The organism is Candidatus Brocadia sp. (assembly GCA_021646415.1).
In the GTDB taxonomy this organism is placed as follows: Bacteria; Planctomycetota; Brocadiia; order Brocadiales; family Brocadiaceae; genus Brocadia.
In genome coordinates this window covers 1-16,886 of sequence record SOEU01000026.1, presented here as the reverse complement: position 1 = coordinate 16,886, position 16,886 = coordinate 1, and the positions used below count along the sequence as shown (strand labels likewise).

12 protein-coding genes and 6 tRNA genes are annotated in these 16,886 nt (G+C 39.4%); 15 read left to right on the top strand and 3 right to left on the bottom strand.

Annotation, left to right across the window (positions count from 1 at the left end; translation table 11 throughout):
- The first annotated feature begins 96 nt into the window (after positions 1–96).
- Positions 97–1,839 carry a hypothetical protein gene (locus E3K36_15430; GenBank protein MCF6156587.1) on the top strand — a complete coding sequence of 581 codons (1,743 nt, stop codon included), beginning with the start codon at positions 97–99 and terminating at the stop codon, positions 1,837–1,839.
- Here E3K36_15430 and E3K36_15425 read toward each other — a convergent pair.
- Together E3K36_15425 and E3K36_15420 are read right to left on the bottom strand one after the other, a co-directional pair.
- On the bottom strand, positions 1,790–2,812 hold the full coding sequence (locus E3K36_15425) for a hypothetical protein (protein ID MCF6156586.1): 1,023 nt from the start codon (positions 2,810–2,812) through the stop codon (positions 1,790–1,792). The two genes, E3K36_15430 and E3K36_15425, sit on opposite strands and share 50 nt — an antisense overlap.
- 122 nt (positions 2,813–2,934) lie before the next feature.
- Positions 2,935–3,837 (bottom strand): hypothetical protein, encoded by a 903-nt coding sequence (locus E3K36_15420; GenBank protein MCF6156585.1) that lies wholly within the window; start codon positions 3,835–3,837, stop codon positions 2,935–2,937.
- 339 nt (positions 3,838–4,176) lie between these two features.
- Here E3K36_15420 and E3K36_15415 point away from each other — a divergent pair, with 339 nt between their 5' ends.
- The 11 genes from E3K36_15415 to E3K36_15365 all read left to right on the top strand — a co-directional run bounded on the left by E3K36_15415 (position 4,177) and on the right by E3K36_15365 (position 10,688).
- Positions 4,177–5,208, top strand: coding sequence for a hypothetical protein (locus E3K36_15415; GenBank protein MCF6156584.1), 1,032 nt, complete (start codon positions 4,177–4,179; stop codon positions 5,206–5,208).
- A gap of 59 nt (positions 5,209–5,267) precedes the next feature.
- Positions 5,268–5,344: transfer RNA gene (locus tag E3K36_15410), tRNA-Arg, on the top strand.
- A 43-nt stretch (positions 5,345–5,387) separates the two neighbouring features.
- Positions 5,388–5,464: transfer RNA gene (locus E3K36_15405), tRNA-His, on the top strand.
- A 238-nt stretch (positions 5,465–5,702) separates the two neighbouring features.
- Positions 5,703–5,776, top strand: a tRNA-Arg gene (locus E3K36_15400).
- A gap of 46 nt (positions 5,777–5,822) precedes the next feature.
- A tRNA-Lys gene (locus E3K36_15395) sits at positions 5,823–5,898 on the top strand.
- Between the two features lie 120 nt (positions 5,899–6,018).
- Positions 6,019–6,103: transfer RNA gene (locus E3K36_15390), tRNA-Leu, on the top strand.
- A 22-nt stretch (positions 6,104–6,125) separates the two neighbouring features.
- Positions 6,126–6,200, top strand: a tRNA-Gly gene (locus E3K36_15385).
- 43 nt (positions 6,201–6,243) lie between these two features.
- Positions 6,244–7,527 carry a trigger factor gene (gene tig, locus E3K36_15380; GenBank protein ID MCF6156583.1) on the top strand — a complete coding sequence of 428 codons (1,284 nt, stop codon included), beginning with the start codon at positions 6,244–6,246 and terminating at the stop codon, positions 7,525–7,527.
- 102 nt (positions 7,528–7,629) lie between these two features.
- The gene (locus tag E3K36_15375) at positions 7,630–8,253 is read left to right on the top strand and encodes an ATP-dependent Clp protease proteolytic subunit (protein MCF6156582.1); all 624 of its coding nucleotides are present in this window, start codon (positions 7,630–7,632) and stop codon (positions 8,251–8,253) included.
- 337 nt (positions 8,254–8,590) lie between these two features.
- Positions 8,591–8,962, top strand: coding sequence for a ComEA family DNA-binding protein (locus tag E3K36_15370; protein ID MCF6156581.1), 372 nt, complete (start codon positions 8,591–8,593; stop codon positions 8,960–8,962).
- 295 nt (positions 8,963–9,257) lie between these two features.
- Positions 9,258–10,688, top strand: coding sequence for a cytochrome c family protein (locus tag E3K36_15365; GenBank protein MCF6156580.1), 1,431 nt, complete (start codon positions 9,258–9,260; stop codon positions 10,686–10,688).
- 178 nt (positions 10,689–10,866) lie between these two features.
- On the opposite strand, the gene E3K36_15360 is transcribed toward E3K36_15365, so the two are convergent.
- Positions 10,867–11,076, bottom strand: a complete 210-nt coding sequence (locus E3K36_15360) for a hypothetical protein (protein MCF6156579.1) — start codon at positions 11,074–11,076, stop codon at positions 10,867–10,869.
- Positions 11,077–11,261: 185 nt separating this feature from the next.
- Here E3K36_15360 and xrt point away from each other — a divergent pair, with 185 nt between their 5' ends.
- The 3 genes from xrt to E3K36_15345 all read left to right on the top strand — a co-directional run bounded on the left by xrt (position 11,262) and on the right by E3K36_15345 (position 16,276).
- Positions 11,262–12,083, top strand: coding sequence for an exosortase (gene xrt / locus E3K36_15355; protein ID MCF6156578.1), 822 nt, complete (start codon positions 11,262–11,264; stop codon positions 12,081–12,083).
- Positions 12,080–12,748 (top strand): EpsI family protein, encoded by a 669-nt coding sequence (gene epsI / locus E3K36_15350; GenBank protein MCF6156577.1) that lies wholly within the window; start codon positions 12,080–12,082, stop codon positions 12,746–12,748. The genes xrt and epsI overlap by 4 nt, the downstream gene beginning before the upstream one ends.
- 516 nt (positions 12,749–13,264) lie before the next feature.
- Positions 13,265–16,276, top strand: coding sequence for a M28 family peptidase (locus E3K36_15345; GenBank protein ID MCF6156576.1), 3,012 nt, complete (start codon positions 13,265–13,267; stop codon positions 16,274–16,276).
- Positions 16,277–16,886 lie beyond the last annotated feature (610 nt).

Here is a 16,886-nt window from a genome sequence, read left to right as displayed (position 1 = left end):
TATCATATGTTGCAAATGATGTAACCTGTGTTCTCTTGTTGCATACGCGGTCTGAGTAAACTTTATTTTGGCATACTTAAACAGAATTAAGAAAAAATGGCAATAAAAAACATCACTTATAAAGTGCCGAAAAATGACAGGGAAGTCTTTGTTGATCCAGCAATAAATCGTATACCGGATTTGGTACATGAAAATCGGCAGAAGATACAGAATTACCAATTCGAAATGAATGGCATTCCCTTCCGGGTATTGCGCGACAAAACCCGTGAGGATTTGTTAAGTATGGCCGCAAATTATACGGAGGGGATGAAATCCCTGATTCAAAGAAATCAGCACAGTCAATACCTTTCTATGCGGGATGATGCTCAGAAAAACTCGTTACCACATAGAACACAGGGTAAATTATCCTGCAAAGGAACGAACCTGGATTACGAAACGATTAAGGGTATTCCAATTGTTCAGACAGGTCACGAACCCATTCTGTATTATCCGGGAGTATGGATCAAGAATCATCTTACACAATTTCTAGCTAGAAAGATGGGCGGTATTGGCGTAAATATGATTGTAGACAATGATGCCTGTAATATGGGTTTTATGTATGTGCCTATTTTATCAGAAAGGCCGGCAACTATTCGGAAGATAGCGCTTGTAGAGTGCATGGACCATGTTGCTTATGAAGAGATCGTGTTTAATGACTCCTGTACGATACTCCGATTTAAAGATGAAGTGTTAACCCTGTTTAAGAAAAATGTTTTAGATGAAAAAGTAAAAACAACCGTTGTATCTATGCAGTCCACGTTCGAGGAATTTATTAATTGCATTGTTGAGCGCTATCACCAAGGCTGCACTGATATGGTTGGTTTATTGACTGCTGCAAGACGCGCTTTAGAGGAAGACTTTTGCATTGACAATCTTGAAGTCCCCGTTTCGTGGATGTGCAATACTGATGGATTCTATCATTTTTTGTTGCACATTATCAACGAGGCGGAGCGATTTGCTAAAATTTACAACGAGAAGTTGTCTGAATATCGCAGCATCCACAAAATCCGTTCAAAGGCCAATCCGTTGCCGGATATAAAGATTGCTGGGAATTTTGTTGAATTACCTTTTTGGATATGGAAAGCAGGGGGACAGAGGGGTAAATGTTATATGATGAGGGAAGGGCAGTCTCTAAAAGTTACCAATGGAGTGGATGTTATAGTTACACTTGGGAAAAGTGAAGAGACCGAAAATAATATATCGAGATTAAGGGCATTAAGGGAAAGTCAAATTAAGATACGTCCACGGGCAATTACGACAACTATGTTTTCCCGATTATTCTTTTCAGACGTATTTATTCATGGGATTGGGGGGGCAAAATACGATACGATTACTGATGAAATTATCAAAGAATTTTTTGGTGTTGACCCGCCTGCATTCATCACGATCTCTGCAACTCTGTTTTTACCATTCGATGCATATGATTTAGATATCAAGACTTTGCAAGTCCTTCAACATGAACTTACGGACATAAGTTATAATCCAGAGCGGTATGCATCGAAAGAGGCGCAAGGTGATAGAGAATTTGTGAATAGAGTTAGCGAAAAAAAAAGACTGTTAGAGATGATGGCATCTTGTAGCAAAGATGAGAAGAGGCGTTATTTTAATAAAATCAAAGAATTAAATAAATTAAATCTGATTAAAATAGATGCTGAACTTCAAAGAAAACGGAAAGAAATAACTACGATCAATGAAATACTTGCCTATAATGAGGCTGTGAAATTTCGAGAATATCCCCTTTGCATATATCCTATGAAGGTACTGAGAGAGTATTTCTTAAACGTTTTTTCCGAAGGGTAAAATAGAGATATATACCAGTAATACTCCCAATAATTGTACCAATAATAATCAGATCTGTTTTAAGAGCGAGAATCGAATAAAATGCCTCTTTTACATCAATTTCTATTAACAATGCCCAATTGACATCCTTCAGGTTATCAAGAGGGGTATATGCGCTGAGTACAGGAATATTTCGATAGTCCTTTACAATTTGAACATCGGTGTTTCCACGAAAAGCATCTTGCGTAGCCTTGGTATTGATTTCAAGTTTTAGAATGGTATTCTGTGTCAAAAACCTTGATTTCGATCGCATGAAATTGTCATCACCCACAATATAAATTTCACCTGTCTCTCCCAGACCGTCTCTCTGGGACAAAATGGTATCGATTGTAGAATAAGGTGTTTCTGCAATAACAACACCTAAAAGCCTGTTGGCGAGGTCATATACCGGTGCAGCCCCCATGAATATAAAGTCCTTCGACTCTTCGCACCATGTCAAATCGGAAAATTTGACATTACTTAATGCCTCTTTAAATACTTCCCCGATAGAAAAAGAACTGTATTCCCCGGTACGTAAATTAGTTCCAAGATATTCATCTCTTTTAACCCCAAAAACGACATTTCCGTCAGTATCAGCTAAGAATATGTTATTATATCCATGTTGCCTGAGGAAGTGTTCAAGCAGGGGGCCATAATAGGTATCTACTTGTTTGTAAGCAGGGTCATCAAAGCCGCCAGATTTAAAGGCATTTGAGAACCGTGGCAGACTTTGAACAACCAGGGGATTTTTCGAGAGGATATGAATATCTCCGTATCTCTCATGGAAAAAATTTTGAATCTGTAATTTTTTAATTTCCCGGACAGAAATTAAGTGATTCATGAACTCATGTTTCATGGAGGGAACAAGGGTTTTATAAGTCAGTGGCCCCATGATAACTAAAAAGGTGAAGATAGCGATACCCGACGCAATGAGTATTCTTTGAATAGGTTTCAATGGAATAATTCAAGATCTCTTGGATACTTGCCCCGCTATATGATTAAGGAATAGGATCGAAAAAAGCTAAGGTGACAGATGTATAAGACAAGATATTACAAATTAATTTTATTTTGTCAAGCTTATTGGCAGATGGATTGGTACATTTCGATAAAGAAGTTTATATCTTCCACGTCTCCGTCTATCACTTCAATCGTAAAGTGGGTAACCTGATTATTTTTAAGAATGGAAATAATTTTGTCCATATTCATATCATACTCTCTGGAAAAATGCGAGTGTGTATCTCCGTCGGGATATTTCAGGTTCCAGTTGAGCGGGGTTCTATTGGTATTCAGATGCACACCGATTACCTGACACTGTTTACAAACTTCTTCAAGTCCCATGTAAAAATCAAACTTGTTTAAAATGGCGGATGCCCATAGGTGGCCTATATCGAGCCAAATCGGACAATCAAGATAGATCAGGTGTGCAGGCGTCTGATTTCCATTGCCAATGCCAGGAAAGTCATTTTCCATGCAAAGGATATAAGACGGATACCTTTCTCTTAGCAGCCTCATATTTTTTTTTACGGTGTTTTGATAATTTCTGTACTCTGCGGTTTTCAGGAATATGGGATCCATAACACGTGTATCTTTTAATCGATATTTGTTGTCAATTGCATCACTTAAGACCTTGTTGTAATTGGCAGGGTCATTTTTAATAGGTTTCTGAGTCATAAAAAAACCGTGAAATAGCGCGACATTACTTTGCAAGGATTGCATAACAGAAGCGGTGTTTTGAAATGATGCAAGGATAGTATGGAAATCATTATTTGCCAGATTGATAAAGCCGTCCGAGAGTACAGGAGCGTGGATGGTAAACGTGGCATCCAGGCCTTTGATTTTCTTGTACAAGTCATTGGTAACGGAATTATGCAATTGAATACCAAATTCAAAGCCGTGTGATTCAACTAAGTTCCTGCATCGCTTGATCTTTTCAAGGACATCGCCATGGTAAAAACACATTGTACTCAGTTCGATTTTCATATCCATTTTTCCAGTATAGAAAGTATTGTTTAAAAATAAAAGATGAATTTATAAAATTTACTGTATTGGTACAGTACCAAATAGCTCTTATACACAATATTATTCAACTAATTAACATGATACAGGAAATGCATTCCCTGTGATGTCTCTTCTCTTACGGTTTATTTTTTGCGCTACTGCCTAAAGTTTTTTTTGTAACTCTATGAAATAATGTACTTATAAAAATATTGTTTTTTGTCTGTGGAATATACTGGAGCCGGAAGAATAAAGGTATATATTTTGCTCAATATTATAGAAACATTTTCGCATACAATCATTTTTTTCTAAGAGGGATTAAACATGTTAGAAACACCCAGGGTGGCGATGAGCAATAAACATCTGGATTTCAATATTCAATTAGGTGCCTACAGCAGTGAAGACGTATCTCCTTTTGAAAAGGTAATCTATGATGAATTGAAAAAGCAAGAGTTAAGAAAGGGGTTCAGTTATGATACAGTGACAACCAGAATTGAGGGGGGTATACTATCCCAGCTTGAACGTAATACTTTTGAGGCACGGGCAGTGTATTCAGATTCAAAAAAAGGCACATCATCAGTAATAAAAGAACAGCTTAAAAAATACAAAGAGGACCAATTATTATCAAATCCGGGAGGGGATTATTTCAATTTGGCTAAAGATGTTGATGTGATAGATTATAGTAATGATCAATCTAAATTTAATGTGAGGGTAGGAAAAGACCTCAAAGATGCCGGAGAAAATTTCTTAAATATATTGAAGGATATGGGTCTTGGCGCACCTTTTAAATATGTTGATGAAGAAGGCTACATTCAAGAAGGCAAGAAAGTGGGCTTTGCCGGTGCCGTGGTTAATTTTTTAAAGGATATTGCTAGCGGGATAACATTGGGCAAATATACCCATGGAGATGAAAATATACCTGGTAATGCCTTAGAAGCTACAAAACATTTCTTTAAAAAGATATTTGTAGACGCCATATTCAAAGACATGGTGGTGGGAATACCCAGAAGTGCTATCCACGTGGGGGAGAATGCGATATTTATCTGCATGAATCTTGCAGAAGTAGTTCCGGATGCAACGATAGGTAATTTTAAGAAAGGGCAGGTTGTAACTACAGAAATCTTTGATGATATACAGGTATTCGTAGACTTTGTTACGGATGTTATTCCCATGGGTGAGGCTGGTTCCAGAATACGGGCATTTACATTTAAAAAGGGGATTAGGGGATTTCCTGTCGTCAACAATATTACCTCTCCGGAGCAAGGAATAAAAGATGAAAACTGGAGATATGTGCGGAATACACCGCTCAGAAAGACTATTGAGTCAATAACCACTTTAGTACCGGTTCGAATGTAAAAACTCTCTAAAATTGTATTGATATTTAGTCTAATATTGATATAATTTTACTAGTTTAAGCGCCAGTAGCTCAGCTGGATAGAGCATCGGATTTCTAATCCGGCGGTCGAGGGTTCAAATCCTTCCTGGCGCGCCATTATATAAAAACAAATTCAGATTATCGGTTATTATACACTGTGGTGAGCGTAGCTCAGCAGGATAGAGCATTAGACTGTGGCTCTAAGGGTCGCGGGTTCGAATCCCGTCGCTCACCCCATTTTGCTTTCCGAATTAAGAGTTTTTTGTGTTATTTATCGATATCTTACTTCTTTATTCCTTCTGGTTCCATGTGCATGAATTTTCAGGATAAACATGACTAATTCAGAAGGGGTTTTGAAAACCCTTGTCTTGTGGAATCAAGTTGACTTTTAATCAATATCATATATAATTACCTCTTTATTTTTTATTGTCCGATTTTATTTAAAAAAAATTATTGGCATTGAGCTTTAGTTTTTGCGCTCGTAGCTCAATTGGATAGAGTGGTGGACTTCGAATCCAACGGTTGCAGGTTCAAGTCCTGCCGGGCGCGTTATCCATAAAAGCCTCTATAGTATTTTTGTATTAAACCGTTAAGAGCGCCCTTAGCTCAGTTGGTAGAGCAACTGACTCTTAATCAGTGGGTCGAAAGTTCGAATCTTTCAGGGCGCACTATTTCTTTACTAACAGTGGTCTTTGTGACGTTAAAGACCTTGTTTTATTTCTCGCTTGTTTTTTAAAAGGGAAAAGCAAATTCAGTAATTCCGCCAAGGTTGTATTTAGTTGCTATAATAGGCGAGGGTGGCGGAACTGGCAGACGCGCAAGATTTAGGATCTTGTGCCTTACGGCGTGGGGGTTCGATTCCCCCCTCTCGCACCAGAAAATAGATTTGAAATAAGAAGCGGGTGTAGCTCAGTGGTAGAGCGTCACGTTGCCAACGTGAATGTCGTGGGTTCGAACCCCATCACCCGCTCCATTTATTTATTTTAGATGGGAAAGTATTGCAGGATAATAACACAATGAATGTAACGATTGAAGATGCGGGGCCTTGTAAAAAAATTATAAAATTTGAAGTACCAAAGGAAACTATTGAAATCGAATTTGAAAAGAAGACCATAGAGGTTTGTGGTACCATAGAGTTACCTGGTTTCAGAAAAGGGCATGCACCGCGAAAATTGGTTGAGAAGCGGTTTGGAACGCAGATTAAAGATGAGGTAAAACAATCGGTTGTTAGTGACTGTTACCAAAAAACACTTGAGGAGCAGAAACTAAGCCCCGTGGGTAATCCCAAATTTAGTGAAATAGAACTGGAAATGGGAAAGCCGCTTATGTTTGATGTGACATTAGAGGTATGGCCATCTTTTGAGATCAATCAATACAGGGGTCTGAAATTGAAGAAAAAAGCGGCCAGCGTAACTGACGAAGAAATGCAAAAAGTATTAATGGATATAGCCCTTCGAAAGGCGCAACTTACTGTCGTTAAAGATGGAAAGGTGGAGAAGGGAGATCACATTATTGGTGATTGTAAAGTAGAGGTTAACGGAAATATTGTGTTTGAAGATGACGATGTTGAAATTCCTGTTGTGACCGGTATTCAGGTTGCGAATACAACGATACAGGATTTAGATACAAAATTGGAAAACATGAAGTCTGGTGAAGAGTGCAAAATTGATGTGAAACTATCTGACAATTTTGCTAAAGAAGAGTATCGGGGAAAAGATGCGAAAGTATGGCTTAAGATAAAAGAAATCAAACGTCTAATTCCACCGGATTTTAACGATGATTTTGCGAAGACAATGGGATTCGATTCTTTAGAAGATTTAAAATCCAATATTCGCAAACGGATTGAAACTGATAAAAAGAGATGGGTTGAAGACGATTTGAAGAATCAGGTACTCGATGTCCTTTTGGATCAAACGAAGTTTGAGTTGCCACAAGATTTTTTGAATTATCATACAGACCAAAGGGTGTACAAGCATCAATTGGATTTATTAAACAGGGGCATTCCTTTGGAAGAAATTCAAAAGCAAACGGATGCAATTAAAAATGCATCTGCAGAATCGGTAATGCGGGAACTCAAAGCTTCTCTTATCATGAATTATATTGCTGAAAAGGAGAAGATGTTTGTTACTGAAAATGAGGTAGAACAGCAAATTGCTGATATTGCACGAGCGTATAATACAGATACGGCGCGAGTTCGCAAGCAGTTGGAACGCCAGGGGAATCTGTCCTATTTGAGAAACGATATGCGCGAAAATAAAGTGATGAATTTCCTCCTCAAGGTGGCCAATATTGAAGAATAAGGGTAAACCCAACAAAAACCAGGAAAACAAAGCAAAATAAACGAAAGGAAGTTATTTGTGTATAAAGAGTATTTATCGTATTTGGAAAATAGTGAATTTCCTGTGGTAAATTCCAAGAACACGCATGGCGCGCTTTTTGTGCCATATGTTGTTGAAAAGACTGGCTATGGCGAGAGGCATTACGATATATTTTCAAGATTGCTGAAAGACCGTATCATCTTTATTGGCTCGGCTATCGAGGACACCTTATCTAACCTGGTGATAGCACAAATACTATTTCTCCAAAATGAAAACAAAAATCAGGATATCAATATTTACATCAATTCCCCGGGCGGATCAATTACAGCTGGTCTGGCTATTTACGACACCATGCAATTTGTTCAATGTGATGTCGCAACCTTTTGTATTGGTCAGGCTTATAGCATGGCCGCTATCCTCCTCGCTGGTGGGACAAAAGGAAAAAGATATGGCCTTCCCCATACGCGTATTATGCTCCATCAGCCATGGGGTGGCATGAGAGGCACCGCGACGGACATTAGTATTCAAGCAGAAGAAATACTGCGGATGAAAAAATGTCTAAATGAAATTCTTGTAAAACATACAGGACAACCGTTGGAACGTATTGAAGCAGATGTTGATCGTGATTTTTATATGTCTTCGCAAGAGGCAAAAGCATACGGTCTTGTCGATGAGGTAATAGAATCTTTACGAGATAAAAAGAAATAAGGCGATATGATAAAGTAGTAGAGGAAGTTGAAAAAACAAAAAGGACACGCAAATGCGTGTCCTTTTTGTTTTTTATGGCAATCACCAATTTTGTTCATTCTTGTGATCTTTTTTGTGTTATTCTTGCCCAAGTCATTCTCTTTCCTTATGCATGTTGATAAAATTACAATATCCCATTACTGACGAAGATTTCAATAGTTAAGTTAAATTGTTTATCTTTTGGAGATTTTTTAAGTTATTGGCTTATGTTTTGCTCATTTACAGTCCTATACACGTGTATGTTTGCGATAAAAGGCCTTCGGGATTTTATTTAAAAATCTTTTTTAAGGAGGTTGCTATGCACACAATTCGTAAATCTTTTGTGACAGCTGTGCTTATGCTTGTGATTGGTTTTATTTGTCAAGCAAGAATTTGCTTTTCTGCTGTGGTGATAGAAGGAAAGGTAAATATTAATACAGCTACCGAAGATCAGATTGCATTATTGCCTGGTATTGGACCCAAGCTGGCTACGGAAATTGTAAACTACAGGACAAATAATGGTAATTTCAAAGCGATTGATGACATTAAAAAGGTAGGTGGCGTAGGCGATAAAAAATTTGAGAAGGTCAAAAATTTTGTTGCAGTAGAGGGAGATAACACAATAAAGTCAACAAAGATGGTAAAGGGCGAAAAAGGGCAAAAGCAAGAAAAGGAAAGAAATAACCCCTAAAAGAATAAATACTGTAACGAACTCATTTTAAAAAAGAGGATAGACCAAAAAAATCTATCCTCTTTTTTTATTTGAAAAAAATGAATTTTTTGTATAATGAGTTTTTAGATTTTTTGTAAAATTGGCTATAAAAACAGGAAAGATGGTTACCGGGGGTAATAGCAGCTTTTGCTGGTAGTCAGGAAGTGGTTTTGTATAATCTGGTCAAAAGTCAGATTATCGCAGCAGGCCGGAAATCAGGGACTTTTGGTCCGCGGTAGGCTCATTATTGTCAGTGAAGAAAGGATGCCTCACTATGCGTTTATATTTCAAGTTTGTATGGTGTTTCATATTTAGTTTATTTCTTTTTTCTTTGAACGTGTCCTATGCAAGTGATCCCAGGGAATGGTCTCCCACATGGAAGCTTCCTCCGGGGCAGAGACCGGAAAATGTCGTCGACCTGCCTATTACAGTTCCGGGAGACGTAAGGATAAGTCAATTCTTCAGTCCTATCTCTTGTGGCGCCTGTCATCCTGAAATCTTCAAAATGTGGAGTGGTTCAACCCATGCGAATGCTTGGAGAAATCCACTCTTTCAAGCCCTTTATAACTTAGGGAAAAAAACGGCAGAAGGAGAATCTGAAAAGCGTAACATAGAATCTTGTGTCCGCTGTCACTTTCCCATTGGCCACAGCGGAGCAGAAGCCAGCCTTCCTCTCGATGATGAAAAGGGAGGTGTTATCTGCGATTTTTGCCATTCCGTTAGGGCAACCACTGGCATTGGAAATGCGCCATACATATTAAGTCCAGGCAATGCCGCTGCCATGGAAGGTGGTACGAAATACGGGCCATTCAACGATTCTCCTGATACCATCCACAAAAATCAGTATTCTGAGTTACACACACGCTCGGAGTTTTGCGGGGGTTGCCATGATGTGTCTCACGCGGGAAACAATCTTCCCATCGAACAAACTTACACTGAATGGCGGCAAGGTCCGTATAATACAGGTGATCCCAAAACAACGGTACATTGCCAGGATTGCCACATGAGGCAACGACCGGGTTTTCCCTGTACCGGTAGCACAGACAGACCGGATAACCCTGGTTTTGCATCACCCGAAATTATGGGAGGTAAAAAACGTCCCCATATTTGGACTCACTATTTTGTTGGAGGAAGTGTCACCTCTGTATCCCTGCCTCCCGGCTCGGAGTTGCAGCCACAAATGGCGGTTGAGAGATTGAAGAACGCTGCAATTTTGGAAGTATCTGTGAATCCTGCCCCCAAAAAAGGTGATTTGCTAAAATTCCAGATCAATATAAAAAACACGGGAGCAGGACATTATATACCCACCGGACTTACCGAGATGCGGCAGGTATGGTTAAATGTTTCGGTAACCGATGCAGAAGATAAGATTATTTACCAAAGCGGGAAAGTGGACGAAAAAGGGAATATTGATACGAATGCTACTATTTATCATACCGTGTTTGGAAATGAAAAGGGAGAACCGACACTTCACGTATGGGCTGCAACACATATCATATCCGACAACCGGATTCCCCCAAAAGGTAAAAAGGAAGAGCATTTTATTTGCTTGCTTCCCAATGACGTCAAATCTCCATTAAAGATAAAGGCCGTGTTACATTACCGAAGCGCACCCCAGGATGTTGTGGATGCACTTTTGGGAGAAAAGTCTATAAAACTTCCGGTAATCGACATGGCTGAAATATCAACTGAAATACACTTGTGAAGGAGGAGACCATAAGTTTCCGATGAGCTTGTTAATGGGAAACCTTTTAATGCATCATTAGGAAAAAACCTGTCCGAAATCATCGATGGTGATATGAATGCCTAACGACCAGGGCGTTCATACAGCCATTTCTCTGCGTCAATAATTCACCAGTGGTTGATAATTGACCACGGATTCCTCACGACTCAGCACGTTGGCGGAGACTGCTTTCCAGCATCATTCCTCCAAAGGGTTTGGCGTGTATGGTTGAAGTTATAGAATCAGTTGCTATTTCTCTCACCCGTATGCCCTGGCGTATCATTTTTGACACAGTCAATAAATACAAATAATCTCTGAAATCTGTGGTTCCAAATGTTTTTACGATCTCCGGCTCCTCGTTAGTCATCATCAATATTCCACAATTTTTATTAAATACTTACCATTTTCTGCATTAAAATTTCAATACCTGTACCGATAATAGATATAGTTTACAGATTAATAATCCATAAACAACTTGCCTTCTAAATGTTCAATTTTTATAATTTTGAATAGAACAATTAATTATACATTCTTTGTTAGATATAGTGCCACATTATGATTCATTATATAATTTGGATATTAATTGCATTGCTTTATACCCCGGTTTTTTCAGTCCTTTATCGTTCACGTTGGAAGATTTCTGATTATACGCACGCCTATTTTATTCTGCCTGTGTTCTTTTGGCTTGTGTGGCGTAAACGTACACTCTTAAGAGAGTCCATTCAAAAGATTAGACCAAGCAATAACTTCTTTGGCCTTTCTATCCTTCTTTTAGGAATTTCTATGTTTATCTTTGGTTGGCGGCAGGACTATTTATTTGTTACTACACTTTCTTTACTTCCCGTTTTATACGGGCTGATAAGGTATCTTTATGGATTAAATATAACAAAGATAGTATCCTTTCCTCTTTTTTATCTAATACTTTTAGTCCCTATTCCCGTCGGAATCGTGGATAACATTACCCTGCCTGTGCGATATGGTCTTACCATAGTAACAGAAACGATCCTGAAGCTTTTTCATTACCCGATCGCAAGGGAAGGTCTTTTATTATCCATTGGCGAGAGCGAGTTGTTTATGGGACAACCATGCAGTGGGTTTCGCTCTATTGTGACCATGTTTTCCCTATCTTTGGTTTATGTATACATAAGTAAGGGTAGTTTATACAGGAAAAGCATGCTTGTTTCTTCCATAGTTCCCCTTGCGATGGCAGGTAATCTTATTCGTATTATAACATTATGCCTTATTACATATCATTTTGGTGAAGAAGCTGGTCAAGGATTTTTCCATAATTTTAGCGGGATTGTAATATTTGTGTTTATCATTTTAGGATTAATTGGATTGGAATATTCGCTTGAAAGATACAAGATAATAAGATGAATACAAATAAAAAGGGATTAATAACTATCATAATCTTGTTATCCGCTATTATTTATTGCTTCGGCTTTCACAAGACAAAAAAATATGAAAGCCTGAATATACTTTCTGAATTAAAGATACCATTAGAAATTAGCGGGTGGCAAGGATCGGATGTAGAACAAGAATGGAATAAAAATGAAGAATATAATTTTATTAGCCAGGCATTGGATCGTGAATATGTGAATATGGACGGTAAAAATCTTTTTTTGCTTATACTGGATGCGGGCAATTTTCATAATCCAAAGGTATGTGTTAATGGTTCCGGCTTTAAAGTAATAGAATTAAATGACTCTGAGTTTCATGTATTAAATCGTAGCTTTCAGGCACATAGTCTTTATGCCGAAAAAGATGCTGACCGATTTTTAATAATTTATTGGATTTGTATTGATAAAAATATTGTTGATTGGACAGGACAAAAAATAAAACGGTTATGGCTCTCATTGATTGACAAAAAAAGCGCAGGTCTCATGATCCGACTTGATATACCTACGAAAGAAGATAGTATTGAGGATGCTTTCAGATTGGCAAAAGAGTTTATCGCAGATTTTGGTCAGGCAATCTCTCCAGAGCAGGCAGGATATATTTTTGGAAATCCAGTGACATTTTCTGGTTTACCTCTCCAATAAGACAGTTTGTTTGGTCCAGTAAAAAATTCATATAATCCAAAGTTATCAATAAATGGACCTTGACGAATGTATGTTCTTTACCGACTCGAAATTTAACCCTCGATATGGAACGCACCACTGCCCACATATCCTTTATCCCTATTTTTGTGACATTCCTTGCTATCACAGATTGAAAATTGCACAGAGGCATCATTGTTATACCTGAATCTATTCCCGGTAACAACCACGTCTCAAGCAATAACCCGGATTGGAAATACGATAAACACAGCCAGACAAATATCATCTTTTTTATCTTCATTTCCTCACCAAAATATTTTAAATAAATTTGATTAAGCAGGTAAGTGACAAATCTGATAATATAAACAGTGCATTGACAGATAAATACTTTATCTATTATGATCTTGTTTATGTATGTACGATAATTTTCGGTTTTACCAGGGGAAATTCTTTCAAATGACAACTTAACTTTTAGCGCTTACTATAAATATACAGCAAGTAGGGAGGGGGGATTTTTCAATGAAACAATTCATTTCAATTATTACTTTTACCGTGTTGTTAACCGCAATGTGCTTCCATTGGAGTGTAATAAATAGCAGCGGGAGTGAAAAAGGGGAAGAGCAATTTTTAGCAAATATCCGGCAGCTGACCCTCCAGGGGAAAAGCGCGGGTGAGGGATATTTTTCTCAGGATGGAAAATATTTGATATTTCAAAGCGAACGTGACCCCGAAAATCCTTTTTACCAGATTTATATAATGAGTCTTGAGACGGGAGAAACCCATCGGGTTTCTCCGGGAATGGGCAAAACAACTTGCTCATTTTTCCGATCTGATTCTGACGAAGTGCTCTTTGCCTCAACCCATCTTGACCCCGATGCAAAGATAAAACAAAAGGCAGAATTTGAATTCCGTGCCTCGGGGAAAAAACGCCGTTTTACGTGGGATTATGACTCAAATTACGACATTTTTTCGGCCAAACGAGATGGAAGCGAATTAAAACGTTTAACAGATACCCCTGGCTATGATGCGGAAGGTGCCTATTCCCCTGATGGAAGCAAAATTGTTTTTTGTTCTCTGAGAGATGCCTATCCGGTTGAAAAGCTCTCATCCGAGGATCAGAAACGCATGGAAACCAGCCCTGCCTATTTTGGTGAAATCTATATAATGAATGCCGACGGTTCTGAGCAAAAACGATTAACCAACTGGCCTGGTTATGACGGCGGTCCTTTTTTCAGTCATGATGGAAAAAGGATCATCTGGCGGCATTTCAATGAGAACGGCATGCTGGCCGATGTATATACCATGCTGCTCGATGGTTCTGATGTACGAAGGTTGACTGACTTCAAATCAATGTCATGGGCTCCTTATTTCCATCCTTCCGGTGATTATGTCATCTTTCATTCCAATAAATTTGGATTTACCAATTGTGAGTTGTTTATCGTGGATGCCCTTGGTGAAAAGGAACCGGTACGGGTGACTTTTCATGATAAGTTCGATGGGTTACCTGTTTTTTCACCTGACGGCAAACGTCTTGCGTGGACTTCCAGCAGGACAGCGAACGGTGATTCTCAGCTATTTCTGGCAGATTGGGACCACGAAGCCGCTTTGAAGGCATTACAGTTAGCAAACGTGAGATCCGCATCACAGCCTGCTCAATCATTCGATACTCCTGAGAGTTTACCTCAAAAAGCCTTCAACAGCCCTTCTCAAACAGATCAAATTCCTCAAAAAACAGAGTACCAGTTCTCACCTGAAATTACTGCTCCTGATCTTCGTGCAGAAGTGCAATATCTTGCCTCCGATGAATTGGAAGGGCGGTTGACGGGAACAAAAGGTACGCAACTGTCAGCCAATTATATTGCTGACTATTTTAAAGGTATCGGGTTAAAAGCTATTGGCGATAACAATAGCTATTTTCAGGAATTCCCTTTTATTGCTGGAACAAAAATAATTCCGGGACAAAACTACTTTCAAATTACGAAAGAAGGTACGGAAAAGGAAACGATTCAATTCGAGGTAAATAAAGATTTCGCCCCGCTGGCATTTACGGTTAACGGTGAGGTGGAGGGAGAGGTAGTTTTCGCTGGCTATGGGTTGTCCATCCCTGGAAATGAAGGAAACCGTTACGATTCATACGAAAAACTTGATGTGAAAGACAAAATTGTGTTGGTTCTTCATCATGTGCCCGAAAAGGTGGATATGAAGAGACATTTAGAACTTACCCGATACGCAGGATTGCGTTATAAAGCAATGCTGGCACGCGAGCACGGTGCTAAGGCGTTATTGGTTGTTATTGGCCCAAAGACTCCCAGTGGAGGGGAGTTATTTCCACTGTCCGGTGATAAGGAATCGGCCAGCTCCGGAATCATTGCGGCATCTGTAAGTGGTAAAATAGCCGAAGCACTCTTCGCCGGTTCCGGTAAGAATCTTGCGACGATTCAGACAGGACTGGATGTTGAAGACCCTCAGATAGAGGCGGGCTTTGATTTACCGAACGTGAAGATAAGGATATCTACAGCGGTTGAACAGATAAAAGAAAAGGATCGGAATGTCCTGGGACTTTTACCTCCTGGTGATGACAAGGAAAATGCTGAGTATATTATCATTGGCGCTCATTACGATCACATCGGTTATGGGGGAATCGATTCGCTGGCACAGAAAGGTGAAGAAGGGCAGGTACATAACGGTGCCGATGATAACGCATCGGGCGTTTCCATTGTCCTGGAACTGGCAGCTGCCCTGGCGGCAGAGAGGAAAACGAATCCACAACTATTGAAACGCGGGCTTATTTTTGCCCTCTGGTCGGGAGAAGAATTGGGATGCCTCGGCTCTTCCTATTTTATTGATTATCCCACTATTCCATTAAAAAATGTTATTGCCTATGTTAATTTTGATATGGTTGGGCGGCTTAATGAAAACAATTTAATTGTTGAAGGGATTGGTTCGTCCAATACCTGGGCCCGGCTCATTGAAAAATGTAATGTAACTGCCGGGTTTAATGTAAAGCTTCACCGCGATCCTTATCTGCCAACAGATGCCACGGCATTTTATTCAAAAGAGGTTCCCATAATTCACTTCTTTACCGGTGTCCACGAGGATTATAATCGACCCACGGATGATCCGGGCACCCTTAATTATGATGGTATGGTGAGGATCGCAGAATTTGCACGGGCAATTGTTATCGATTTAATCAACCATGCAGAGCGCCCCGATTACGTAAAGGTTGCGCAGTCAGGTGAAGCGAGGAAAGAAAAGGTTTCTCGCAGGACTTATTGGGGTACCGTTCCCGATTTTACCAGTGAAAACATTGAAGGTATTAAAATCAATACTGTTAAGCTGGATGGGCCAGCGGATAAAGCCGGGATGAAAGATGGTGATACCATTGTTGAAATTGCAGGAAAGAAGATTACAAATATTTACGATTATAATTACATGATGGATGCGGCGGGGGTCGGTAAACCAGTCGAGGTGGTTGTGCTCAGGCATGGGAAACGAGAGCTACTAACTATTATACCGGTAGCAAGGAAGTAGTATCGATGGTATGTTTGTTGGGAAAACACCCCTCATTCATACCCTTTACCGCAAAGGGCTAAGAAATTTTCCCTCTCATGATTGGCTTACAGTTTGATACTTTTTTCCGGGGAAATCAACTATTATCAGATGGATAATCCTTTGAATTACTTGATATTGTTGGATGTTTCGGTGAGTCCTCTTATCGAAACGAATCGGGAGTCATCGATTGTAGGCCACCCCCTTCACCCCCGCCAGCGGGGGACAGGGGGAGGAGCTTTTGTTTGAATTTCCTTAACATTTAATGAGGCTACCTATAGCAGCAACTTTTATTTTCCCTCTAAACTAGAGGAGCCGAAGGGGGGTATTAAAGATATTTTCACATACCCCCTTAATCGTTCGACTGACCCTTCGACAGTCTCAGGGTGCAGTGCATGGTGAGCTTCGTCGAACCATTACGACGAAGCCCCCGCTTTCTAAAGAGGAAACCGCATTTGAAATTTCTATTTAACAGGGATTATCACGGGAACTAAAAAATACTAAATACGTGACGTTTTATGAACTGCCACAATAAGTATAACTATTTGAATTCAAAGGAATAATGGCAAGCAAACGATTTTGCCCACAACGA